Source organism: Microbacterium sp. C-MGS6 (assembly GCF_058140415.1).
In genome coordinates, this window is sequence record NZ_CM176934.1 from 855,402 (window position 1) to 878,541 (window position 23,140).

The window sequence follows — 23,140 nt, forward strand, 5'->3', positions numbered from 1 at the left end:
CGGGAGCCGGGGCACAGATGGGGCGGGTAGCGTGGGGACGATCATGAAGGTCATCTCCTACAACCTGCGCAAGCACCGCGCCGCCGGCGAGCTCGCGGCGCTCGTCGATGAGCATGATCCCGACATCCTCTGCCTCCAGGAGTGCGATGTCCCGGAGCTTCCGGATCGGATCGGCGGTCTCGTGCTGGCGGACGCGACGCAGGGCAACAGGCTCGGCCTCGCCCTCTTCTATCGCGAGAGCACCTATCGTCTGCTCGGCATCCGCACCCTCGGCCTGAAGAAGTCGCTGCATGACCGCATCGCCAAACCCGCGCATGAGCGCGTCCTCGGCGCCCGCCTGCGCGACATCGACGACGGCGGCGAGTTCATCGTGGCGTCCTTCCATGCCGCGCCCCTGACGGCGTTGAACTCACTGCGCCGGCACCAGATCCGCGCGGCGCTCGCCGAGCTCGCGACGCTCGGCGAGGGGCTGCCGCAGCTCATGGTGGGGGACTACAACTACCCCGTCTTCAAGGAGAACCTCGGTCAGGCGGTGCGCGATCAGGGATACGCGCTGTCCCTCAGCGACGACCACACCTACACGCGGTACCGGGTCTTCCGCGGGCACTACGACTTCGCGACCTCGTCCGGCTTCGAGATCGAGCGCATCACCACGCTGCCGCAGCGCTCCAGCGACCACCGCCCGATCCTCGTGACGGTCCGTCCGAACTGACACCCGTGCCGGGTGGGTTTGGGGAATGCCGTTCCGGTGGCGTATGCTGACTCTTTGGTGCCCTTCCCTGCCTGCGGGGAAGATGCACATCCGAACGTGAGCCCTCCACTGGCGTGTTCCTCCCCGTAGGGAACGAACCACCCCGGAGTGGGATTCACGAACACCTCCGTTCGACAAGAAAGCAGCACTATCGTGACGCGCACTTACACCCCCAAGGCTGGCGAAGTCCAGCGCGACTGGGTCGTCATCGACGCCACCGACGTCGTTCTCGGCCGCCTGGCCTCGCACGCGGCGACGCTTCTGCGTGGCAAGCACAAGCCGACCTTCGCCAACCACATCGACTCGGGTGACTTCGTCATCATCGTGAACGCCGACAAGGTCGCGCTCACCGGTCAGAAGCTCCAGAAGAAGCTGGCCTACCGCCACTCCGGCTACCCGGGCGGCCTGAAGTCGGTCACCTACGCCGAGCTTCTCGAGAAGAACCCGGTCCGCGCCGTGGAGAAGGCCATCCGTGGCATGCTCCCGAAGAACAGCCTGGGCCGCCAGCAGCTGTCGAAGCTGAAGGTGTACACCGGTGCCGAGCACCCGCACGCCGCGCAGCAGCCCCAGCCGTACACCCTCGACCAGGTCGCCCAGTAAGCGCCGTACAGACTAAGGACATACTCGTGGCTGACATCCAGGACTCCACCGAAAACCTCCAGAACTTCTCGACGTCGACCCCGGAGACCGACGCGGTCGAGGCGGCTCCCCGCCCCGTGCTGAGCGTCCCCGGCGCCGCTGTCGGCCGTCGCAAGCAGGCCATCGCCCGCGTGCGTCTGGTCCCCGGCTCGGGCACCATCACGGTCAACGGCCGTACGCTCGAGGACTACTTCCCGAACAAGCTGCACCAGCAGCTGATCAACGACCCGTTCACCGCGCTGAACCTCGCCGGTGCGTACGACGTGATCGCCCGCATCTCGGGTGGTGGCGACTCCGGCCAGGCCGGCGCCCTGCGTCTCGGCATCGCGCGTGCCCTCAACGGCATCGACGCGGAGAACAACCGTCCGACCCTGAAGAAGGCCGGCTTCCTCTCGCGCGACGCTCGCGTCAAGGAGCGCAAGAAGGCCGGACTCAAGAAGGCCCGTAAGGCGCCTCAGTACTCGAAGCGTTAAGGTCCACTGCTCCGATGCCGATCTTTGGCACGGACGGCGTGCGAGGACTCGCCAATGGCATCCTCACCGCCGACCTGGCGCTCACCCTGGCCCAGGCGACTGCTGTCGTCCTGGGCCAGGGCCGTACGGCGGAGGCTCGCAAAGCCGAAGGCAAGCGACTCACCGCCGTCGTCGCCCGTGACCCCCGGGTCTCCGGGCACTTCCTGACCGCTGCCGTCGCCGCGGGCCTCGCCTCTTCCGGAGTCGACGTCCTCGAGGCCGGGGTCATCCCCACGCCGGCTCTGGCGTTCCTCGTGGCGGATCGCGATGCGGACTTCGGCGTGATGATCTCCGCCTCGCACAATGCGGCGCCCGACAACGGGATCAAGATCTTCGCCCGTGGCGGACGCAAGCTCCCCGACGTCGTCGAGCAGCGCATCGAGGAAGCCATGCATGGCGAGATGCTGCGCCCCACCGGTGCCGGCGTCGGCCGCATCGACCGCTTCTCCGATGCGGAGGACCGCTACGTCGTCCACCTGCTCGGCTCGCTGCCGCACCGCCTCGAGGGCGTCCACGTCGTGCTCGACTGCGCCCATGGCGCCGCTTCCGGGGTGTCTCCCGAGACGTTCCGCGACGCCGGTGCCGAGGTCACCGTGATCGGTGCCGACCCCGACGGCTGGAACATCAACGACGGCGTCGGCTCCACGCACCTCGACAACCTGGCCGAAGCCGTCGTCCGCCTCGGCGCCGACGTGGGCATCGCCCATGACGGCGACGCCGACCGCTGCCTCGCGGTGGACGCGCAGGGCAACGTCGTGGACGGCGATCAGATCATGGCGATCCTGGCGCTGTCGATGAAGGAGCGCGGCCGTCTCACCGACGACACGCTCGTCGCGACGGTCATGAGCAATCTGGGTCTGCACGTCGCGATGCGCGAGCACGGCATCACGGTGCGCCAGACGGCCGTCGGCGACCGCTACGTGCTCGAGGACATGAACGAGGGCGGGTACGCGCTCGGCGGCGAGCAGTCCGGCCACGTCATCATGAGCGAGTACGCGACCACGGGGGACGGCCTGCTCACAGGTCTCCATCTCGTGGCCGAGATGGCGCGGCAGGGCAAGTCCCTCGCGGAGCTCGCATCGGTCATGACGGTCTACCCGCAGCTGCTGATCAACGTCCGCGACGTCGACAAGGATCGCGTCGCCGAGGACGAGGTCGTGCAGCAGGCGGTGCGCGATGTCGAGGCTGAACTCGGCGACACCGGGCGCGTGCTGCTGCGCAAGTCCGGCACCGAGCCGCTCGTGCGGGTCATGGTCGAGGCCGCCGACTCCGAGTCGGCCCGGACCTACGCGGAACGTCTCGCGGCGGTCGTGCGGGAGCGCCTCGCGCTCTAGGACCGCCGTCTCCGAACCGGTCGGTCGCCTCGGCGGCCGGCCGGTTCGTCGTCTCCGGAGGCCGCGTTCAGCGGGCGGCGCAGAGGCGGCTCGTCGTCCCCTCGGCCAACGTCGCCGTGGCGCAGTCATCGAGGGTGAGTCGCGGTGCCTCGGTCATCGACGGCGCATCCTGCAGGCCGAGATGCGCGCCGGTGAGCACCACCAGCGGCACCGCCCAGCCCCAGCGCTCCGCGGCGACCCATTCGACGTCGTTCTCCTCGACCCAGGCCCGCAGCGGCTCGACGTCGGCCCGCTGCTGGGCGAGCGTCAGCCCGGGGGACGTGACGGTGCCTGCGACGTGCAGCACCGCGCCCGCCGCGACGATCATCGCGACCAGGGCCGCCGCGACGGTCCCGCCGAGCCGCCACGCGCGTCGCTCGGGAAGCCGCGCGACCGACCAGACCGCGACGGCGGCGAGGACCGGGAAGAAGGCGAGGACCCCCGGCGCGGGATGCCGGACCCACAGCGGCAGACGCGACGCGGTCGCCCACCAGGTCACGAAGGCGAGGGCGCCGACGACGGCGGCGAGTGCGTAGGCGATGACCACACGTTCCTCTTCCGTCGCGGTGCGCCAGCGACGGGCGACGCCGAGCGTCACCAGAGCGAGGGTGAGGACAGCGCCGAGGAGCGCGACGGCGGGCGGCAGCGACCAGGAGTCGGCGAGCGTGCCGAGCTTCTGCAGCACCGTCGTCGCGGCGTCGGCCTGGCCGCCGCTGCGCACGAAGCGGACGAACGCGCGCAGGTGCTCCACGAATCCGGCCGGGCCGAGAGCGAGGAGCGCCCCCAGCTCGAACAGGGCCGTCGGCACCGCCGAGAGGAGGAGCGGCAGCCAGGCGCGGCGCAGGGCGTCGCGGACGCGTACCCATCCGTGGCCATCGGCGAGGACCCACAGCGCGACGGCGTAGGCAGGGAGGGCGAGCGCGGCGATGAGTTTGGCCTGCACTGCGAGACCGACGAGAAGCCCCGCGAGCCAGGCCCGTCGCGGGAGCACGGCGAGAGCCCAGACCAGGAGCGCCGCGGCGGGGATCTCGCCCAGCAGGTCGGCAGGCCCCTGGATGGGGGAGACGCCGGCGCCGGCGGTGAACGCCAGGGGGACCGCGACGGCGAGAAGTGCCGCCCACCGCCCGCCGATACGACGGCCGAGGACCGCGAGTCCAGCGAGGAGCAGCAGCCAGAAGGCGAGCGGCACGAGTCGGGCCGCCAGAACCGGGTCCATGCCGGTCGCCAGGAGCGTCGCGACTGGGAGGAGCACGACGGGCCCGGTGGAGATGCGGGGGTCGAACGGCGTGATCGTCGAGCCGGACAGGGCGCCGTCACTGGCGTATCCGAGCCCGGCGAGGAGGTTGCGGGGCACGGTCAGATTGAACGCCTCGTCCTCCCAGAAACGGGACACCGTGAGGCTGTGCCAGGCGAGGGCGACGTGGCCGATCACGAGGGCGGCGGCCGCCACCCAGAAGAGGGCCGTGCGCAGCCGGCTCATCGGCGCACGGGCTCCGGACGACGGACGGCCCGGAGCGGAGCGGACGGACGCAGCGAGAGGAGCCAGGCCTCGCTGAGGGCGGAGCGCACGAAGACGCGCAGGCGCTTCGGTGGCAGGGGGAGCCCGCCGCCACGGCCCCACATGGTGCCGGTGCTGGATGCACCGCGGCGCGGGATGCTGGCGACGCGGACGTAGCGCACGCGGAAACCGCCCCGCGCCTCGGCGAGCGAGAAGTGTACGTGCGGCACCGTCGCGTCCGCGGGCACCGCCTCGACCAGGACTCGCAGAGCCTCGGGACGGTAGGCGCGCAGGGGCGTGTTCACGTCCGGGATGCGGCGACCCGCTGCGACGGCGATGAGGAGGCCGACCGCGCCGGTGAGCGTCTTGCGGTACCAGGGATCGGTGCGTCCGTCGCGCACGCCGTGCACGACGTCGGCCTGCTCGTCGGTGAGCGCACGCAGCAGCCGGGGGAAGTCGGCGCCGTGGAACTGCCCGTCACCGTCGACGTGCACGAGCGCGTCCGGGTCTGCGGCGAGTCCGGCGCGATAGGCCGCGAGGGCGGTCGGACCGTGGCCGCGGTTGGTCGCCTGCACGACGACGGTGGCGTCGGCGACGTCGTCGAACACGGTCGCGGTGGCGTCCGTCGAACGATCGTCGGCGATGTGGAAGGAGACCTCGTCGGCCAGAGGCTCGACCGCCGACCGGATCTCGTCGATGAAGCCCCGGATGCCCTCCACCTCGTTGTAGGCGGGCATGACGATGGCGAGGTGGCGGAGAGTCACGGAGTCCTTGCGGTGGCGGGCTGCAGAGGTGTCAGCCAGTAGCCTAGTTGAGCCATGAATCCTCCCTCCCGACTGCGTCGCCTCGCCGGCGTGGGCAGCCGCTTCCTCGTGGTCGGGGCGCTGAGCACCCTGATCGAGGTCGGCGTCTTCAACCTCCTCGTCTACGCCTGGGGGTGGGACGTCGTCGCCGCGAAGATCGTGGCCTCGCTCGTCGCCCTCATCAACGCGTACATCGGCAACCGCGAATGGACCTTCCGCCACCGCGATCGCCGGGGACGGGCCGCGGAGGTCGCCCTGTTCCTCGCGACCAACGCCGTGTGCACCGCGCTCGGGGCCGCGCTCGTGTGGGTCGGCGTCGAAGCGGTCGGCGGCATCCTCGGCCGCACGCCCGGAGCCGTGGCGGTCAACCTCGTGAACCTCGTCAGCATCGTCATCGTCGTGCTGCTGCGCTTCGTGCTCTACCACTCGATCGTCTTCCGGGTCGCGTCGCCGAAGGCCTGAGCGGCCGACGGGGTCGGCGTCAGGCACGGGCGGTGGTGCGCTTCTTCGGGGCGCTCTTCCTGCCCCACCCGCGTCCGAACTTCGCGGTGACCCTGGTGGAGGGGCTGCCGTCGAGCTCGTGGGTCGAGCCGTAGGTGTACGCCCCGTAGCCGTAGCTGTCCGGTCCCTTCGTCGGCAGCATGGTGACCACGACGCCCAGCATCTGCACGCCGGCGTTCTCGAGAGCGCGGACGGCGCCCGAGAGCTCCTGCTTCTTGGTCTTCCCCGAGGCGGCGGCGAGGATGACACCGCGCGTCTTGGTCCCCAGGACCGCCGCGTCGGTCACCAGGAGCAGCGGCGGGGCGTCGATCAGGACATAGTCGAAGTACTCGCCCAGCGCCTGGAGCACGTCGTCCATCGCCGACGAACCGAGCAGCTCACTGGGGTTCGGCGGAACCTGTCCGCTGGGGAGGACGTAGAGGTCGTTGCGACCCCACTTCTGGAGGGCGTCCGCCACGTCCATCCGGCCGATCAGCACATCGGTGAGACCGGCGCCACCCTCGAGGCCCATGTAGTCGGCGACGCGGGGAAGGCGGAGGTCGCCGTCGAGGAGGGCGACGCGCGCGCCGGTCTCCGCAAGGGCGATCGCCAGGTTCGCGGTCGTAGTCGACTTGCCCTCGCCGGGGCCCGCGCTGGAGACGACGAAGATGCGCGGTCCGCTGTCGAGGTTCAGGAACTGCAGGTTCGTCCGCAGGCTCCGGAAGGACTCCGCGCGGGGGCTTCGCGGATCGGCGTGCACGATCAACGGACGCTTCGGTGCCTCCGGGTCGAAGGCGATGCCGCCGAGCACCGGGCGGTCGGTGAGCGCCTCGATGTCATGCAGGGTGTGGATGCGGTTGTCGAGCACGGTGCGCAGCATGGCGATGCCGACGCCCAGCGCGAGGCCGATGACGCCCCCGAGCAGGATGAGCATGCGCGTGTTCGGGCTCACGGGGGAGGTGGGGACCGCGGCCGGCTCGGTCACGGTGATCTGCACGGGGCTCACCGCGCCCTCGGCGGCCGGCTGCTCCAGTGTGTTCTGCACCGCGTTCTGGAAGCTCGCCGCTACGGCGTCGGCGATCTCCGCCGCTCTGGCCGCGTTCCCGTCGGCGACGCTGACGTCGATGAGGACGGTGTTCAGCGGCGTCGTCGCCGTGACGCGACGGCTCAGGCTCGAGACGGTCTCGTCGAGATCCAGTTCCTCGATGACCGGGTCGAGCACGAGGGCCGTGCCCACCACGTCGACGTAGCTGGTCACCATCTGCCGCGCGAACGTCGTTCCCTGCACGAGGTCGCCGGTCGCGGCGCCCTCCGTGCGGACCGAGACGTACAGCTGCGTCGAGGCGACGTAGGAGGGCTGCTGAAGTGCCGCGTACCCGGCACCGCCCACGACGCCGAGGACGAGCAGGATCAGGATCATGATCCAGTTGCGGTGCAGGATGCGCACATAGTCGCGAAGTTCCACGCGGCAGTTCTTTCTGTTGCTGGGCAGCTCCCGGTCGTCGGTGAGCCGCGGAGTCAAATCCCGATGTTCTCACACAACGCGGGCGTCGCGCCGCGCGTCTGCGTCATCGCGGAACACCTGCCTGTGCGGCGGCCTGCGCGGCGGGATCCCGCCGACCTGTCGGGGCCTTCGTGAGGACGGTCCCGAGGACCGTGGCGCCGACCGCTTCGATGCTCTTGGCGGCAGCGGAAATACGCCCGGACGGAGTGCTGCCGGACGCGGCGACGAGGATCGCTCCGGTGGTGACGCGGGCGATGACCGCGGCGTCCGTCACGAGGAGCAGGGGCGGTGCATCGATGACGACCACGTCGAAGGCGGTGGAGGCCGCCTGCACGAGCTCCTCCATCGCCGATGACCCGAGCAGCTCCGCCGGATTCGGAGGCACGGTGCCGGCTGGCAGCACGAACAGTGCGCTGCGTCCCCACCGCTGGATGACGTCGTTCAGCCGCACGCGGCCGACCAGGACATCACTGAGGCCGACGCCGCCTTCGATCCCGAAGTAGTCCGCCACGCGTGGGAGCCGGAGATCCGCATCGATGAGAGCCACGCGATGCCCGGCATCGGCGAAGGCGAGGGCGAGGTTAGCCGCCGTCGTGGACTTGCCCTCTCCCGGGCCGGAACTCGTGATGACGAAGACGCCGCGGTTCTCGCGGAACAGGAAGTGCACGTTCGTGCGGAGGGCGCGGTAGGCCTCGGCACGCGCGCTCTGGGGCGCCGAGCTGATCGCGAGGGGTCGCTCCTCGGTGCCGGTGTCGAAGGGGATGCGCCCGAGGAGGGGAACGGGCACGGCCGCCTCGATGTCCGCCTGCGTGCGTACGCGCTGATCGAGCAGCGAACGAAGGAGCGCCGCTGCCAGGCCGAGACCGAGCCCCACGACCGCTCCTATCGTCAGCGACAGCGGCATGTTCGGTGCGACGGGTGTCGTGGGCACCTGGGCTGCCTGCAGGGTGACGACGCGGATGGAGAACGGGGTCTCCTGGCCACGGTTCTCGAGGGTGTCAGCCACCACGGCGGTGAAGCTCTCCGCGATGCCGTTCGCGATCCGGGCCGCCTGGCCGGGGTTCGTGTCACCGACCTGGACGGTCACGATCGAGCTGTTCAGCTCCGAGGAGACCGCGGTGGCGGCGGCGATGTCCGAGGGCGACGCCGACAGGCCGAGGTCCTCGATCACGCGGTCGAGCACGAGTGAGCTCGTGACGACGTCACGGTAGGTCTGGATGATCTGTGTGGCGTAGCCTGTGGCCTGCGCGCGCTCCGTGGGTGAGGCCGTCTCCGACAGCTGCACCGTCACCATCATCTGGGTCGACGCCTCGAAGCGCTGCGGGGTGAGCATCGCCACCACCGCGCCTACCGAGAGCCCGATGAGCAGCCCGGACAGGATGACGACGATCTGCCGTCGGACGATCCGGAGATAGTCCTGGAGCTGCATCGGTCTCCCCGCGTGGTCAGGCCGGATGGGCGGTATGTTCTCTTGAGACTACCGATTCCCTGAAGGCGGCATGACGGCTCTCGACGAACTCTTCCCGGACGGTCCGCGCGCGGACCGTGAGAGCTCGGCCGTGCGCGAGGCGGCGTCCGGTGCACGGTTGCGCGAGCTCGTCGGGGATCCGCGCTCCCGTGCGCCCCGCGCCGCCGGCGTGACGGACACGCGGGAGCTCGCGCGCCGGGCGGAGGCCGCGGCCCGCAGTGCGGTGCCCTTCGCCGCCGCCGCCCCCACGGTTCCCCGGGAGGCCCCGCGCCGCCGTCGGCGGCTCGATCCGCTCTCGGTTTCCGCCGCCGCGCTCGCCGTCGTCGCGGTCATCGGCGCGGTCACGGTCGGCGGGATCCAGGCCGCCACGGCCAGCCCGGCAGCCAGCGCGCTCGAATCCCTCCGAGCCGACGAGGCGACCATCCAGAACACGCATCAGGCGCTCACGGCGACGCGGGACGGCATCGTCGCCGACATCGGAACCCAGACCGCGGAAGCGACGGCGCTGCGCGCTGCTCTGCTCGACACCGCCACCGTCCCCGACCCGCTCTCTTCGGAGGGCGCCGTGGTCGACGTGACCGACCCCGCGCTCCGGCAGGCCGCGGTCGCGGCGCTCGACACGTACCTCGCCGGTCTCGCCGCCATCGCGGTCCCCGAGGCTCCGGCAGAGTACCGGCGCGGAGAGGTCGACGAGGACTCCCTGGTCGAGGTCGGGGGCGCCATCGACGCGGCCCAGGAACGCCTGGAGGTGCTCGATGGCGAGACGGCCGAGATGCGAACGGTCCGAGGGACGCTCGACGCGCTCCGGCCCGCGGCTGCTCCGGCTCTCACGGCCTTCGCCGACTCGTTCGTCCGCTCCGCCGAATCCGCGACGGAGGAGCGACCGGGGGCTGGGGAGCCGTTCCGCGTGGCCGTGACCCAGACGGCCGCAGCCGCGGCCGCCGCCGACCCGTGGGCCGCGGATGCGCAGACGGCCTACGCGGCCTACCGCGATGCCTTCGGCGCGCTCGTCGACGACCAGCTGCGCGCCGAGCGCGAGGAGGCTGATCGCCGCGCGGCGGAGCAGCAGCCGAGCTTCCCGCAGAATCCGCAGAACGGCGGCACCACTCCGCCCGACCCGATCGAGTCTCCCGCCCCTACGGACCCGGACACGCAGGAGGGCGAAGGCACGCCCTAACGCACGGACCTTCTCGTTTCCTGTGAGAGCATGGCACACAGGTGGAGAAAAATGCGGGGGAGCAGACTGTCGTGAGCGGCGCACACATGATCGGCGAGGAAGCCGAAGAGCCCGGGCTGTCGCCGCAGGCATCGGTGAAGCAACGGCGCCGTCGCGGGTTCGCCGCACTGGTCGACGGGGCGTGCTGGAGCTTCGGGGTGGTCCTCGCCGTGGCGCTCCGGTTCGAGTTCCAGATGGATGCGCGGGGGTGGATCGCGACCACCGTCCTCGCGGTCGTCGCCGGCGCGATCCAGATCATCGTCGGCTTCGCCACCGCGCTGTACCGCGGCCGGTTCACCTACGGGTCCTTCGACGAGGTCCGCACGCTGGCGTTCATCGTCGTCGCCGAAGCGCTCGCGCTGTCGCTCGTCGTCATCCCGCTCGGCCCGGTGATCGGCATCCCCCGCGCGACACTGATCCTCGCCTTCCCCTTCGTCCTGCTGCTCATGTTCGGCGTGCGGTATGTGGCCCGTCTCCTCATCGAGCGTTCGCGTAAGCCCGGGGTGGACGCGGAGCCTGCGCTCATCATCGGCGCCGGATTCGTCGCCGACAAACTCCTCGCGAACATGACCACGGACCCGTTGTCCCCGATCCGGCCCGTCGGGCTCCTCGAAGACGACCCGGACAAGCGGAACCTGCGCCTGCGCGGGGTGGCGGTGATCGGCACCACGCGGGACATCGCCGCCGCGCGTGCCCGCACCGGGGCCACTCTCGCGGTGATCGCCATCGCCCGCGCCGACAGCTCCCTGCTGCGCACGCTCACCGATCGCGCCGAGGCGGCGGGGCTGCGCGTGGCGGTGACCCCCAGCATCGAGATGATGACCTCGGGGACGCGGGCGCTCACCGACGTCCGCGACATCAGCATCGAGGACCTCATCGGCCGTCACCCCGTGGAGACCAACGTCGAGCTCATCGCCGGCTACATCACGGGTCGTCGCGTGCTCGTGACCGGCGCCGGCGGCTCGATCGGCGCCGAGCTCTGCCGACAGCTGGCGAAGTTCGGCCCCCGCGAGCTCATCATGCTCGATCGCGACGAGACGGGGCTGCAGTTCGCGCAGCTCGGCACCGCCGGTCACGGGCTGCTCGACACGCCGGACGTCGTGCTCGCCGACATCAGGGAGACGGCGACGCTCGACCGGATCTTCGACGAGCGCCGCCCGGAGGTCGTCTTCCACGCCGCCGCGCTCAAGCACCTGCCGATGCTCGAGCAGTACCCCGACGAAGCCTGGAAGACGAACGTCATCGGCACGCTCAACGTGATCAACGCCTCCCGGCGCGCGGGCGTGTCGACCTTCGTCAACATCTCGACGGACAAGGCCGCCAACCCCACCAGCGTTCTCGGACACTCCAAGCGCGTCGCGGAGAAGCTCACCGCCTGGGCGGGAGAGGACACCGGCATGCGGTACCTCTCTGTGCGCTTCGGCAACGTGATCGGCAGCCGCGGTTCGATGCTCCCGACGTTCCAGCGCCTGATCGCGGAGGGACGGCCCATCACCGTCACGCACCCGCAGGCGACGCGGTACTTCATGACCATCCCCGAAGCCTGCCAGCTCGTCGTGCAGGCGGGCGGCATCGGTCGCGCGGGGGAGGTGCTCATCCTCGACATGGGCGAGCGCGTGTCGATCCTCGAGGTCGCGAAGCGGATGATTGCCATGTCCGGTAAGGACATCGAGATCGTCTTCACCGGGCTGCGCAACGGCGAGAAGCTGCACGAGGAGCTCGTCGGGTCTCGGGAGAGCCTCGAGCGCCCGTTCCACCCCAAAGTCTCCCACACACGTGCCGACACGATCACGCCCGACCGCCTCGACAAGGAAGGCTGGATGCGCCGGATGTTCGCGACCCCCCGCGAGAACGACACCGTCGCTATCGAGCCGATCCAGCTCGGACCCCGCTGATGCTGTCCGAGCTCGCGCTCGTTGGCACCACCGCGCTGGTTCTGGGGGTGCTGCTGCCTTTCGCCATCCGTCCTCTCCTCGCCCGTATCGGGTCGGTCGATGTCCCGAACGACAGATCGTCGCATTCGGCTCCGACCCTGCGTGGTGGGGGCCTTGCTCCACTCCTCGCCTGGGACGCGGCGCTCGTCGTCAGCCTGCTCCTCGGGATGCCTGACGTCGCCCCTGTCCTCATCCTTCTGGCTGCAACGAACTTGGCTGCGGCCGTGGGCTTCGTGGACGATGTGGTCAGCTTGGGCTCGGGTGTGCGCCTGCTGCTGCAACTCGCGATCGGTGTCGGTTCTGGCCTCGCGGTAACGGCCCTCTTCGGACTATCCCCGTGGTGGTCTGTCCTGATGATGATCGCTATTGCCGGCTATATCAACGTCGCGAACTTCATCGACGGCATCAACGGCATCTCCGGTGTTCATGGTGCGATAGCGGGACTGGCGTTCGTGGTGGCGGGTTCGACTGCGGGGCAGATGTGGCTCGCCGTCGCGGGCATCGCGCTCGCCGCCGCCTTCGTCGCTTTCCTTCCGTGGAATCTGCGGCGTCCGAGCCTATTCCTCGGTGATGTCGGAAGCTACCTCCTTGGGGCCGTCATCGGCGTGGTCGTAGTCATGGCCTTGGCGGCAAGCGTGAGTCCGCTTCTCGTCGTGCCGGTTCTCGCCCCTTGGCTCGCCGACACGATGACGACGATCGTGCGTCGGTTTGCTCGCGCTGAGGGCGTGCTCTCGGCCCATCGGACTCACGCCTATCAGCGACTTACAGATACGGGTCTCTCCCACGGTGTCGTCACCGTTATCGCAGGATCGGTGAGCGCGAGTTCGGCGGTGCTGGGCTATCTCTCCTGGACGCAGGCGGTGCCAACATGGCTCGGGCTTGCGGGCGTCGCCGCCTTGTCAGTGGCCTACGTCGCGCTACCGAGGATTCGCGGCTCGCGCCTACCGATGCCGGTGAACCGGCCGTTCGTGTCGAGTGTCCCGGCAGCCGCCGCTGCGGCCAACCCACGTCAGCGCCGTCGATGGGCCGTCGTCGGAGCCTCTGGTTTCGTTGGCTCGGGCGTTGCCGCGCATCTGCGTTCTCGTGGTTACGAGGTGCAGGAGCTGCGCGCGCCGCGTCTCCGATGCGATGCTCATCAGCTGTCCGGTGAGTCGATCGTTCGCCAGGCGAGCGTCGATCCTGTGGCCGCCGCGATGGCGAGTCAGCTCGCCGGCGTGGATGTCGTCATCAACGCCGCGGGCGCCGCCGCCCCGGACGCCGATGCCACGCAGGACCTCTGGGGAGCCAACGCCTACCTTCCGACGGTGCTCGCCGAAGCCAGCCGGCGCGCGGGAGCGGCGCGATTCGTGCACCTCAGCTCCGCAGCCGTCCAGGGGCGGGCTAAGGTGCTGGACGAATCGACGCGCTACGCGCCGTTCTCTCCCTATTCACGATCGAAGGCGCTGGGCGAGGTCGGCCTCCTCATGCTCGCCGATTCTGATCGCGCCGCGCGGCCGGGCATCATCATTGTGCGCGCCACCTCTGTACAGGGCCCGGGACGGCCGACTACGCAACGACTGCGCCGATTGGCGGCATCGCGGCTGGCGAGCGTCGCGTCGCCTGGGAGCCAGCAATCGGTCGTGAGCGGCCTGCATGGCTTGGCGGCCACGATCGAAGCAGTCGGAAGAGAGCCCGGCGCGGTCCCCGGCATCGTGCTGCAACCTTGGGAGGGGCTATCGGTTAGTGACGTGCTTCGCACGGCCGGTTCGCGACGTCCTCTGGTCCTTCCCCGCTGGCTCTGCACGATAGCGCTCTCTGCCGGCTACTTCGCGGGACGCGTCGCCCCGGCCTTCGCGGGGCTCGCGCGACGACTGGAGATGATGTGGTTCGGTCAGACCCAAGAAGTGGGATGGGCGAGCCCCCGCGTTGCGCGCGACGAACGGTGGTTGCAGCAGGTGCTGGCCAGCGGGGAGGTGCGAGATGACGGGTGATCGTCCTTCGATCCTCTTCGGTGTCACCATCGATTACCAGATGCGCTACCACGAGGGTCTTTATCAGCGTCTCGCCGATGACGGTTGGGACGTGCACCTAGTGAGCGGGGCCGGACCGATCGGTGAGGCGCTCGCACAGTATCCGGGTGTGTCCGCACACGTGCTTCCGATGGCGCGGGCGCCGCACCCCATCGCCGATCTGCGTGCCCTATGTCGGTGGTGGTGGTTGCTGAAGCGGTTGCGGCCGAGGGTCGTGGTCGTCGGAACTCCGAAGGCAGGACTGCTCGGCGGGATTGCTGCCGCGATGCGTCGTGTGCCGGTGCGCCTGTACGAACTGCATGGCCTCCGTCTGGAAAGCGCCCGGGGGCCTCTGCGGGTGCTCCTGCGAATGATGGAGCGCGTCAGCGGCGCGACGGCGACCCAGGTGGTCGCCGTCGGGCCGTCGCTCCGTGAGCGCGCGCTCGCGGAGCGCCTAGTCCCGGCGGAGAAGATCGTCGTGCTCGGAGCGGGAAGCCCGAACGGCGTCGACGTTCGACAGTTCGGCGACGCGCGGCATGACGCTACCGCGCGATCCACTATGCGTGAGCACCTCGGCATCCCGGCTTCCGCGCAGATCGTGGTCTTCATGGGGCGACTCACCGCAGACAAAGGGCTCGCCGCGCTGGCCGAGGCGATGGCCGTCGTTCAGCAGCATTCTCACGCATGGTTGGTGATCGTTGGAGGCATCGATGACGCCTCGGGAGTGGAAGGTGAACGGCTTCTCCGAGAGGCCGTCGCCCGGCTCGTCGTCGTCGGCGAGGTCGCGGATGTAAGGCCGTATCTCGCCGCAGCCGACGTCTTCTGCCTCCCTAGCCGCCGGGAGGGAATGCCTACTGTCGTACTGGAAGCGTTCGCCGCAAGAGTGCCGGTCGTGGCGACGCGCGCTACCGGCATCGTCGATCTCGTCACCGACGGAAAAACTGGCTGGCTCGTTCCGGTCGACAATGCCCCTGCACTCGCTCGTGCTCTCCGTCAGGCACTCGACGATCGGGAGACGGCCCGGCGGATGGCTGACGCGGCGGCGGCACTAGTTTCAGAGAGATTCGACAGAGAGATCGTACAACGGACGTGGATCAGTACGCTCGAGCAGATACGCCAGCAGAGCCGGGGCTCCCGATGACGCCGACCTCGAGCCCCGTTGCCCCGTTTCTCGCCCCCCTCATCACTCGATCGGCATGCCTGACGTGCCGCCGCCTCGAGTCGGAATAACCCGTGCATTCGATCAATAGACAGGCCGACCCGCGCCACGAACGTGCGCCGTTGGTGTCGGTGATCGTCCCCGTCTACAACATCGAGACCCTCATCGAAGCATGCGTGCGCAGCATCCTGCGACAGAGCTATCGGAACCTCGATATCATCCTTGTGGACGACGGTTCGACAGACTGCTCGCGTTCCATCTGCGAAGGGATAGCTCTCACCGACGATCGTGTTCGCGTGCTCAGCAAAGCAAACGGTGGGCTGTCTGACGCTCGAAACCACGGTATTCAGAACGCGTGGGGCGAGTTCATCACATGCGTCGATGGCGATGACCTCGTGGCGCGGCATTATGTGCAATCCCTGATGGGCCCCCTGCTCAAGACGGAAGCGGACCTTTCCACGATCGGATTTCTCCGAGTGAGGGAAGGATTCGAGGACACCTCGGCGACGCGGTCAGGAGTTGGCTACGAAGTGCTCGCACGCGAGGAAGCTCTCGAGCGGTTGTTCCTCCAAAACGGGCTTACGACGAGCGCCTGGGGAAAGATGTATCGACGAAGCGCTTTCGAAGGAATCGAGTACCCACGGGGAGCGATCCATGAAGATCTCCCCGTCACCTATCGGTTGATCGCGCGGTCCCGGGCGACGGCGGTCATCCACGGCGTCGGCTATTTCTACGTCCAGCGATCGAGCAGCATCACAGGTCGAGCCGATTACGGTCGCCGCGTACAGGCAGTGAGGTTCGCCGAAGAGGCCGTAGAGTTTTGCCGCAGAGAGGAGCGGAGCCTCGTAGGTGCCGCCCAGGTCAGGGCAGTTATGGAGTGCGCGTTCATCGTCTCGCAGGTTCCGCGTGTCGCGGAGTTGCGAAATCTGGACCCCGTCGTCCTCGGTACGTTGCGCGAGTATCGCCGCGATGCCCTCGCCTACCCGGGTGTCCCGGCAATGCAGAAGCTCACGGTGATGGCCTCGTACCCCGGCTTGCCGTCATTGTGGATGTTCATGCGGGCTCGCAGCATCGCGAGCTCCTTGCGAACGACTTTGAGGAGTGTTCGATGATTCGACGAATCAAGCACAGCCTGATTCCCCTTTACCAACGGGCCGCGACATGGCGTGCAGGGCGGACCTTCGTCCGTCGCGATGAGCGTCCCACGGCATTCCTTCTCCTCACGCCCGATTATGGAAACGTCGGCGACCTCGCCATTGGGGTCGCCGAGGTCGCCTACCTTGAAAGCAGGCTTCCCGAGTATGACATTGTCTCGATTCCGCTGACCGAGACATATGCATGGCTACGGTCGATCAAGAAGCGGTCGCGCGAGGGTGACATCGTCTTCCTTGTAGGCGGTGGCAGTACGGGCGACCTCTACCCACGTGCCCACTTCGGCCGAGTCTTTGCCATTCGCTACCTTCAACGTCTCCCCATCATCTCCTTCCCGCAGTCCATCATCTACAGTTCCGAGCACGCGAAGAGGACATTCGGTCGTAGAGAGCGCGCCGCCTTCCGCAGTCACTCGTCCCTTCGGCTCTTTATGCGAGAACGGACGAGTATGAAGATTGTCGAGGAGATCTTCGGCGGTGATGTGGGGTACGCGCCCGATATCGTCCTCTCGCAAACGAACCTCACGAATGCGGAGGCGCAGCGCTCTCACGCCCTCGTAGTGCTGCGGGCGGATGGTGAACGCAGCCTGACCGATGATGACCACGAGAGGATTCTGGTTCTGGCCGAAACGATCTCCGGGGCGGTTGTGGTGCAGGATCACGAAGTGTCTTTCGAACCGCAGCGCGGTCTGTCGCCGTCGGCCGTAGTTCAGGAAATGATGGAACAATACCGATCGGCCCAGGTCGTGATTACCGATCGACTGCACGGCATGATCTTTGCGGCGGTGACAGGTACACCCTGTGTCGTACTTCCCAACACGAATCACAAGATCGTCGGCACGTATGAGGACTGGTTGCGGGAGTCGTGTCCATACATCCGCTTCGCAGAGAGCCAGGACGCGGATGCTCTGCGGCTCCTCGCCGAAGAAGTAGTCGTCATCGGCCGGGCGGGCGCGCAGCCGCCGGTGCTGGACTTCTCACAGCTCGATGCGGCGGTGGCGGAGTTCGCGATGCGCGGCGACGTCCGGTGAGACTCCAGGAATGAGGAACATACGCTTCACGGGCGCGCGCAACGCGCTCCTGATCAGCGGAGGAACGTTTGCGGGACAAATCATCACCTTCGTGGCGCTACCTTTCCTAGCGCGCCTCTACTCTCCGGAAGAGTTCGGCGTCTACTCCCTTGCTCTTACGGTCGTCGCGCTCGGGCTCCCGGTCGCCGTGCTGCGGCTCGACCGCGCGATGCTGCTTCCCCGCCTCGACTCGACGACCAAGTCGTTGCTGTGGGCGGCGCTCACTGTTGCGTTCGCCGTCTCGGCGGCCACGGGAGCTGGCACGTGGCTTCTGGGCACTTTCCATCGGGATCCTACCGTCTCGGTTCTGGTCGGAGTGCTCATGCTCACCTCAGCTGCCATCGCGCTGTTGGTTCCGTTGGCCTCGCGTGCGGGCGACTACGGATCCATCGGCGTGCGCACCGCCGTACAGTCCGTGGCGAGCACGGCGGCCCAGTTCGCGTTCGGTATCGGGCGGCTCACCTCAGTAGGGCTCATTGGAGGCGCTCTTGCCGGATCCGCGGTCGGCGTAGCCGTACTGAGCCCGTATGCCCGACGTTTGGGGGGACGGGCGTCCGCGGCCAAGGCTGTCGCGAGTCTCCGGGCCTACTGGAGGTTCCCTGTGATTTTTATGCCCATTGCGTGCATGACGCTATTTGCGCAGCAACTTCCGCTTTTGTTCAGCGCGGCATCCTTCGGTCTCGGCGCGGCAGGGGTTGTCGGGATGGCGGAACGTATTGTCGCGATTCCGGTGACGCTACTCGGCTTGGCTGTTGGCACTGTGTTCGAGAGCGAACTCGCGCGATCTTTGCGCGCGCGCTCTGGAGGTATCGTTCGTCGCTACCTGCTGACGTCGCTCGCGCTTGCAGTCGTCGGCCTCTTCATCGGGGCGTTCCTCGCGTTGATGGCGCCGTGGGGACTGACGTTGCTGTTCGGGCAGAACTGGACCGTTGCCGGTGAAGTCGCGCAGGTGATGTCAGTTGTGGTGATGACCCGCTTGGTCGTGTCCGCAACGAGGAATCTCACACAGTTGCTTCAGCGCGGCGTGGCGTCCATCGTCTTAGAACTGGCCAGGGTCGTTCTCGCGGCAGCGGCTGCTAGCCTCGCACTTGTTAGCGGGATGGAACTCATTCCGTCTCTGTGGTTGATTTACAGCGCCCTTGCGCTGTCGGACCTAGTGACCTGGTGCTGGGGCTTCCACGTGCTGCGCGCGCATGAAAGGGAAGGCGGCCAAGCGGCATGAAGATCGTTCATGTCATCAACTCCTTGGCGACGGGCGGCGCCGAGCGCATGGTCGTCGAGCTCGCCACTCACGGCGTGCGGCGCGGGCACGATGTCCGGGTGGTCGTTCTCGCGGACACCGAGGGAATGCCTCGGCGCATCGCCGACGAGCGAGGCATCCCTATCGCGGTGGCAGCGACTTCGCTCCGCGACCCCCGGATCCTCGTACGGCTTCGTAACCTCACCGTCGGGGCGGACGTCGTACACGTGCACCTCTTTCCCGCGATGTACTGGGCGGCGACGCTCGGGGGCCCGAAGGTGTTCACCGAGCACAGCACACATAACCGCCGGATGGGCCGGCGCCTTTATCGGCTTCCCGAGCGGTGGGCATACAACAACTACGATCGGGTCGTCGCGATCGGCCCGGGGGTTGAGCGGCGGCTTCGCCAGCACGCAGCAGGGATAGGAAGCGGAACTCGTGTCGTCACGGCGCTGAACGGTGTGGCCGATGAGTTCTACGCGGTGAACACGAGAACCCACCGCAGCGGGGTACGACTTCTATCAGTCGGTTCCCTGACCGAGGTGAAGCAGCACGCGGTTGCTATTGAGGCGATGCGGCTGTTGCCGGACGCCACGCTCGATATCGCGGGCGAAGGACCGCTGCGGCGGGAACTCGAGACGCAGATCGTGAAGGCGGGCCTGCAGTCTCGGGTTCGCCTGTTGGGCAACGTCAAGGATGTGCATACGCTACTGAGCAGCTATACGCTCCTGCTCTCCACTTCCAAGTATGAGGGCTTCGGCCTCGTGGCAGCCGAAGCTCAAGCGGCGGGTCTGCCGGTTGTAGGGCCGGCGGTCGAGGGGTTTGACGATGTGGTCCTACAGGGTCGCTCCGGTCTCTTGTTCGGTTCGGCTACGCCGGAGGAGATCGCAGCGCGCGTGCGCGCGGCGATCGAGCCGTCGCAGTATGCGCGTCTTGTCGCCGGTGCACTGGCGAACTCCCGCAGATTCACCATGTCGAACTCGTTCGAAGCCAACTACGCGGTGTACAAGAGCGTCATCAGGGAGGTCGGATCCAGTCGCTAACGGGCGACTTATCGCGGCCTAGACTTATCAACATAATCCAGATCATGCGGGGGGGACTGGCGTGGCATTCATCCTCGCGTTCGTGAACATCATGGCCTACCTCGCTTCGCCGGCGGCGGGGTTCGCGACAGTCATCGTCTCCCTGTTGATCGTCGGACTCCGCCCACGGCGTACACCCCTCGAGAAGCTCCTGGCCATGCTCGTTCTCACGATGCCGCTTTATGCGCTCCCGATACTGCCTGGCCTGCACCACGTCGCGTCCTGGACCACCGTGCTCCTGTTGGTGCTCATGGTGATGGTCGTGCCGCAGATTCGAAGATTCTCCCCCCTGCTGGCGGTGGCGCTCTTCACTGTTCTCGCCTTCAGCATCCTTACCGGACTATCCTCAGCGGATGGGGCCGAGGGCTGGTACTACATCGCGCAGTTCCTGATGTTCGTCGTGCCTGCCATCCTCGTTTATGAAGCGCGGGGATGGACCGCAGCCACTCTCGGTCGGGATGCGGTCGATCGGTTGCTCGGAGTGCTCGCATCGACGCAACTTGCAATCGCCGTCGGAGTGATCGCTCAGTGGCAGCTGCACAGCCGATGGGGAGTCTCGCTGGGGTCGATCAGCTTCTTCGTCGAACGCGTCACCTACGATCTCACCGTATCCGCCTACAGCGTCCTCTCTGGTCTCTTAGCGATCGGGATCGTATTGACTCCCACCCTCTGGCGCCGTGGGCGATGGAAGATGGCGATCGTACTCGCGGTGGTCTCCTCCTTTGCGATCGTGGTGAACTCTTCTCGAACCGGGATCATCGTCGGAGCGGCAATCCTCGGCCTGGCGATCCTCTTCCCTCCGAAGGGCGCACGCCGCTTCGGAGCGCGCCTCGCCATCATCCCTGCAGGCATCCTCGCATGGTGGATGTACAACTTGTACGCGACCTCTGCGCGCGGGAGGGAAGGGTTCTTCGATGACAACGGGCGATTCGAGACGTTCCAGCACGCGTGGGAGGTCATGACCGCATCGGACATCAATCTCCTCCTCGGCGTCGGCTACGCCGACTACGAAGGAACCGCTCCGCACAACTTCTTGGTGGAGACGCTCGTGAGCTCTGGCATCATCGTGAGTGCGATGATCTTCGCGCTCATCGTGGGGCTGCTGATCTATCTGCGGGGGACCGAGTGGCAATACCCCATCTGGGCACTGCTCGCATCTTCCATGCTTTACGCCGGCTTCTACGCTGTGAAAGCGGCCGCCGTGATCGCTGTGCTGATGCTGGCGCTTCGATCCGTTCAAGACACGGCAGCGTCGAGTCGAACGACCGAACTTGTGACGCATGAGCGATCACGGGCCGGGTGAACTCCCCGCCAGTCGAACCCGCGCGAGAGCCCTGAGCAAGAGACGCAGTGTCGCGATGTGACGTATCCAGGAAGTCTCTCCTAGCCCGGTCTAGCCTTGCCTTCGCTGCTGATTGAATGGACGACATGCATCAGGAACAGCCCGGACCCCGCACGCGCCGTGAAGCGCGAACTCTCACGGAGGCCCCCGCTGTGGAGCCACGTCCGCCGCGCCGTCGTCGGCGCTGGATTTGGATCGCGTTGGTCATTGCCCTCATCCTGCTGGTCACCGCCGCGGTGGTCGCCGCCGTGCAGCTTTATGAGCGTGCGATGACGACTCGGTCCCACCTGGAGGCGGCGATGGCCGAGGTGTCGACGGTGCAAGAGTCAATCCTGTCTCAGAACACTGCTGGGGCATCGGAAGCGGCTGCGCGTCTGGCGGAGGAGACGTCGGCTGCGGTGGCGCCCACCCAAGGACGGCTGTGGGCGATGGGGGAGTGGGTGCCTTGGATCGGCTCGAACCTCACCGCTGTGCGGGAGGTCGCGGAGCTGACGGATTCCCTCGTAGCAGAGGCCGTGACGCCTGCCACGCAGCTCGACCTCTCTGCACTCACCCCGAGCGGAGGGCGAATCGACGTCGCTGCGCTGGGGGGGCTCTCGTCGCTTGTCGACGGCATCGTGGCGGAGGTTGACCGGGCAACTGCGAGGATCGGTGCCATCCACACTGGCGGGCTCATCGATCAGGTGGCTGCGGGCGTCGCAAGGCTAGACGGCGCGCTGGCACGGCTTGACGAGACACTCTCCCCTATTCACGACGTCCTGGGCGTCCTCCCCGAGGCACTGGGGGCGAATGGGCCCCGCAACTACCTGGTCATGTTCCAGGGCAATTCGGAGGCGCGTAGTCTCGCCGGCAACGCGGCGGTGTTCATCGTGATCCGTGTCGACAACGGCGCGATTGCGATCACGGAACATGTGGACAGCTCGGATTTCCACCAGCCGACCGAGGAGCCGGTCGTTTCGCTAGATCCCGAGGCCGTCACGATCTACGGGGATAAAATCGGCCGCTACACCCCCGACTTCACGATGGTGCCGGATTTCCCGACGGCCGCCGGGATCCTTCAGGGTTGGTGGAACCGGGATGTGGGGACGGATGTGGATGCCTACATATCCATGGATCCGGTGGCGCTCTCATACCTGCTCGCGGTCACGGGACCGGTGAGCCTGCCGACCGGCGACTCACTGACCGCGGAAAACGCGGTGCCGCTGCTGCTGAACGAAGCGTACTTCCGATACGAAGACCCACTCATGCAGAATGCTTTCTTCGGGTCGGCGGCGGACGCCGTCTTCACTGCGCTCACGAATGGCGCAGGCTCGCCGACGGCCATGATCAGTGCCCTCGCTCGCGCGGTGGACGAGGGGCGCCTGCTTTATTCCAGCGCGGACCCGGACGAGATGGCGCTGATCGGGACTACCCGAATGGCGGGACAGATGCCCGCGGATGAAAAGCCTCTGCTTGGTGTCTATGTGAACGACAACACGGCTTCGAAGAAGAGCTTTTACCTCGACATGAGCATCGCGGCGTGTCTCGGGGGAGGGCAGGCGCGAGCGTCCGTCACGCTGGCATCCTCGCTCGACGAAGCAGAAGCCTCACGCCTGCCGTATTACATCACCGGACCGTACTTCGCCCCGGGTGAGATCAGCAGCTATGTCGTCCTCTACGGCCCGGTGGGGTCTTCGTTCGTGAGTGCTGCGGTGGATGGCAGTGCTGTGACTCCGCTCGCGGTCGGCCAGCACCTCGGTCGTCCCGCGGTCAAGGTTGAAGTGCTGAACAGGTTCGTCAGCGAGCACACCGTCGACGTGACCTTTGATGGTGTCGCTGGTGACGGCGACGAGCTGGAAGTTTGGCACACCCCTATGACAAGGGAGACGCCCGTCGAGACCTCGACCTGTGCACCGTGACGTACTCGATCGGATGAGGTGGTGCGGGATTC

At 67.6% G+C, this 23,140-nt stretch carries 19 protein-coding genes; 15 read left to right on the forward strand and 4 right to left on the reverse strand.

Annotated features, from left to right (window positions below):
* Positions 1-43 precede the first annotated feature (43 nt).
* The 4 genes from AC3B5L_RS04190 (at position 44) to glmM (ending at position 3,236) form a co-directional block, all read left to right on the forward strand.
* A complete protein-coding gene (locus tag AC3B5L_RS04190) occupies positions 44-712 on the forward strand; it encodes an endonuclease/exonuclease/phosphatase family protein (protein ID WP_136052048.1) in 669 nt (222 codons plus the stop codon).
* Between the two features lie 192 nt (positions 713-904).
* Positions 905-1,351 (forward strand): 50S ribosomal protein L13, encoded by a 447-nt coding sequence (gene rplM, locus AC3B5L_RS04195; protein ID WP_187663382.1) that lies wholly within the window; start codon positions 905-907, stop codon positions 1,349-1,351.
* Between the two features lie 26 nt (positions 1,352-1,377).
* On the forward strand, positions 1,378-1,863 hold the full coding sequence (rpsI, locus tag AC3B5L_RS04200; protein WP_025104384.1) for a 30S ribosomal protein S9: 486 nt from the start codon (positions 1,378-1,380) through the stop codon (positions 1,861-1,863).
* A 14-nt stretch (positions 1,864-1,877) separates the two neighbouring features.
* A complete protein-coding gene (glmM, locus tag AC3B5L_RS04205; RefSeq protein WP_259953017.1) occupies positions 1,878-3,236 on the forward strand; it encodes a phosphoglucosamine mutase in 1,359 nt (452 codons plus the stop codon).
* A 67-nt stretch (positions 3,237-3,303) separates the two neighbouring features.
* Here the strand turns inward: glmM and AC3B5L_RS04210 are convergent, their stop codons facing one another.
* Both AC3B5L_RS04210 and AC3B5L_RS04215 read right to left on the reverse strand, forming a co-directional pair.
* A complete protein-coding gene (locus AC3B5L_RS04210) occupies positions 3,304-4,755 on the reverse strand; it encodes a hypothetical protein (RefSeq protein ID WP_490096223.1) in 1,452 nt (483 codons plus the stop codon).
* Entirely contained in the window at positions 4,752-5,537 is a 786-nt protein-coding gene (locus AC3B5L_RS04215; protein ID WP_259953021.1) for a glycosyltransferase family 2 protein, read from the reverse strand. The genes AC3B5L_RS04210 and AC3B5L_RS04215 overlap by 4 nt, the downstream gene beginning before the upstream one ends.
* A gap of 54 nt (positions 5,538-5,591) precedes the next feature.
* Between AC3B5L_RS04215 and AC3B5L_RS04220 the strand changes: the two genes are divergently transcribed.
* On the forward strand, positions 5,592-6,038 hold the full coding sequence (locus AC3B5L_RS04220) for a GtrA family protein (RefSeq protein ID WP_187663385.1): 447 nt from the start codon (positions 5,592-5,594) through the stop codon (positions 6,036-6,038).
* A 19-nt stretch (positions 6,039-6,057) separates the two neighbouring features.
* On the opposite strand, the gene AC3B5L_RS04225 is transcribed toward AC3B5L_RS04220, so the two are convergent.
* Both AC3B5L_RS04225 and AC3B5L_RS04230 read right to left on the reverse strand, forming a co-directional pair.
* Complete coding sequence (locus AC3B5L_RS04225) at positions 6,058-7,521, reverse strand: tyrosine-protein kinase domain-containing protein (RefSeq protein WP_259953023.1); 1,464 nt, start codon at positions 7,519-7,521, stop codon at positions 6,058-6,060.
* A gap of 103 nt (positions 7,522-7,624) precedes the next feature.
* Positions 7,625-8,989: a tyrosine-protein kinase domain-containing protein gene (locus AC3B5L_RS04230; RefSeq protein WP_259953026.1), complete on the reverse strand. Its 1,365-nt coding sequence runs from the start codon at positions 8,987-8,989 to the stop codon at positions 7,625-7,627.
* A 70-nt stretch (positions 8,990-9,059) separates the two neighbouring features.
* On the opposite strand from AC3B5L_RS04230, the gene AC3B5L_RS04235 reads away from it, so the two are divergent.
* The 10 genes from AC3B5L_RS04235 to AC3B5L_RS04280 all read left to right on the forward strand — a co-directional run bounded on the left by AC3B5L_RS04235 (position 9,060) and on the right by AC3B5L_RS04280 (position 23,108).
* A complete protein-coding gene (locus tag AC3B5L_RS04235; protein WP_259953029.1) occupies positions 9,060-10,205 on the forward strand; it encodes a hypothetical protein in 1,146 nt (381 codons plus the stop codon).
* A gap of 71 nt (positions 10,206-10,276) precedes the next feature.
* Positions 10,277-12,139 (forward strand): polysaccharide biosynthesis protein, encoded by a 1,863-nt coding sequence (locus tag AC3B5L_RS04240; protein WP_490096224.1) that lies wholly within the window; start codon positions 10,277-10,279, stop codon positions 12,137-12,139.
* A complete protein-coding gene (locus tag AC3B5L_RS04245) occupies positions 12,139-14,148 on the forward strand; it encodes an NAD-dependent epimerase/dehydratase family protein (protein WP_259953033.1) in 2,010 nt (669 codons plus the stop codon). Before AC3B5L_RS04240 ends, AC3B5L_RS04245 begins: the two co-directional genes overlap by 1 nt.
* Positions 14,138-15,307 (forward strand): glycosyltransferase family 4 protein, encoded by a 1,170-nt coding sequence (locus tag AC3B5L_RS04250; RefSeq protein ID WP_259953035.1) that lies wholly within the window; start codon positions 14,138-14,140, stop codon positions 15,305-15,307. Before AC3B5L_RS04245 ends, AC3B5L_RS04250 begins: the two co-directional genes overlap by 11 nt.
* Before the next feature lie 143 nt (positions 15,308-15,450).
* On the forward strand, positions 15,451-16,437 hold the full coding sequence (locus AC3B5L_RS04255; protein ID WP_259953037.1) for a glycosyltransferase family 2 protein: 987 nt from the start codon (positions 15,451-15,453) through the stop codon (positions 16,435-16,437).
* Entirely contained in the window at positions 16,434-17,507 is a 1,074-nt protein-coding gene (locus tag AC3B5L_RS04260; RefSeq protein WP_259953038.1) for a polysaccharide pyruvyl transferase family protein, read from the forward strand. The genes AC3B5L_RS04255 and AC3B5L_RS04260 overlap by 4 nt, the downstream gene beginning before the upstream one ends.
* A 10-nt stretch (positions 17,508-17,517) precedes the next feature.
* The gene (locus tag AC3B5L_RS04265; protein WP_259953039.1) at positions 17,518-18,768 is read left to right on the forward strand and encodes an oligosaccharide flippase family protein; all 1,251 of its coding nucleotides are present in this window, start codon (positions 17,518-17,520) and stop codon (positions 18,766-18,768) included.
* Positions 18,765-19,829, forward strand: coding sequence for a glycosyltransferase (locus AC3B5L_RS04270; RefSeq protein ID WP_259953040.1), 1,065 nt, complete (start codon positions 18,765-18,767; stop codon positions 19,827-19,829). The genes AC3B5L_RS04265 and AC3B5L_RS04270 overlap by 4 nt, the downstream gene beginning before the upstream one ends.
* A 61-nt stretch (positions 19,830-19,890) precedes the next feature.
* Entirely contained in the window at positions 19,891-21,171 is a 1,281-nt protein-coding gene (locus tag AC3B5L_RS04275) for an O-antigen ligase family protein (RefSeq protein ID WP_259953041.1), read from the forward strand.
* Between the two features lie 125 nt (positions 21,172-21,296).
* Entirely contained in the window at positions 21,297-23,108 is a 1,812-nt protein-coding gene (locus tag AC3B5L_RS04280; RefSeq protein ID WP_490096225.1) for a DUF4012 domain-containing protein, read from the forward strand.
* Positions 23,109-23,140 lie beyond the last annotated feature (32 nt).

Bases quoted from the DNA above. Each gene is read 5' to 3' on its own strand.
- AC3B5L_RS04190 (WP_136052048.1), top strand. From the start codon at position 44: ATGAAGGTCATCTCCTACAACCTGCGCAAGCACCGCGCCGCCGGCGAG.
- glmM (WP_259953017.1), top strand. From the start codon at position 1,878: ATGCCGATCTTTGGCACGGACGGCGTGCGAGGACTCGCCAATGGCATC.
- AC3B5L_RS04210 (WP_490096223.1), bottom strand. From the start codon at position 4,755: ATGAGCCGGCTGCGCACGGCCCTCTTCTGGGTGGCGGCCGCCGCCCTC.
- AC3B5L_RS04220 (WP_187663385.1), top strand. From the start codon at position 5,592: ATGAATCCTCCCTCCCGACTGCGTCGCCTCGCCGGCGTGGGCAGCCGC.
- AC3B5L_RS04230 (WP_259953026.1), bottom strand. From the start codon at position 8,989: ATGCAGCTCCAGGACTATCTCCGGATCGTCCGACGGCAGATCGTCGTC.
- AC3B5L_RS04235 (WP_259953029.1), top strand. From the start codon at position 9,060: ATGACGGCTCTCGACGAACTCTTCCCGGACGGTCCGCGCGCGGACCGT.
- AC3B5L_RS04245 (WP_259953033.1), top strand. From the start codon at position 12,139: ATGCTGTCCGAGCTCGCGCTCGTTGGCACCACCGCGCTGGTTCTGGGG.
- AC3B5L_RS04250 (WP_259953035.1), top strand. From the start codon at position 14,138: ATGACGGGTGATCGTCCTTCGATCCTCTTCGGTGTCACCATCGATTAC.
- AC3B5L_RS04260 (WP_259953038.1), top strand. From the start codon at position 16,434: ATGATTCGACGAATCAAGCACAGCCTGATTCCCCTTTACCAACGGGCC.
- AC3B5L_RS04265 (WP_259953039.1), top strand. From the start codon at position 17,518: ATGAGGAACATACGCTTCACGGGCGCGCGCAACGCGCTCCTGATCAGC.
- AC3B5L_RS04270 (WP_259953040.1), top strand. From the start codon at position 18,765: ATGAAGATCGTTCATGTCATCAACTCCTTGGCGACGGGCGGCGCCGAG.
- AC3B5L_RS04280 (WP_490096225.1), top strand. From the start codon at position 21,297: ATGCATCAGGAACAGCCCGGACCCCGCACGCGCCGTGAAGCGCGAACT.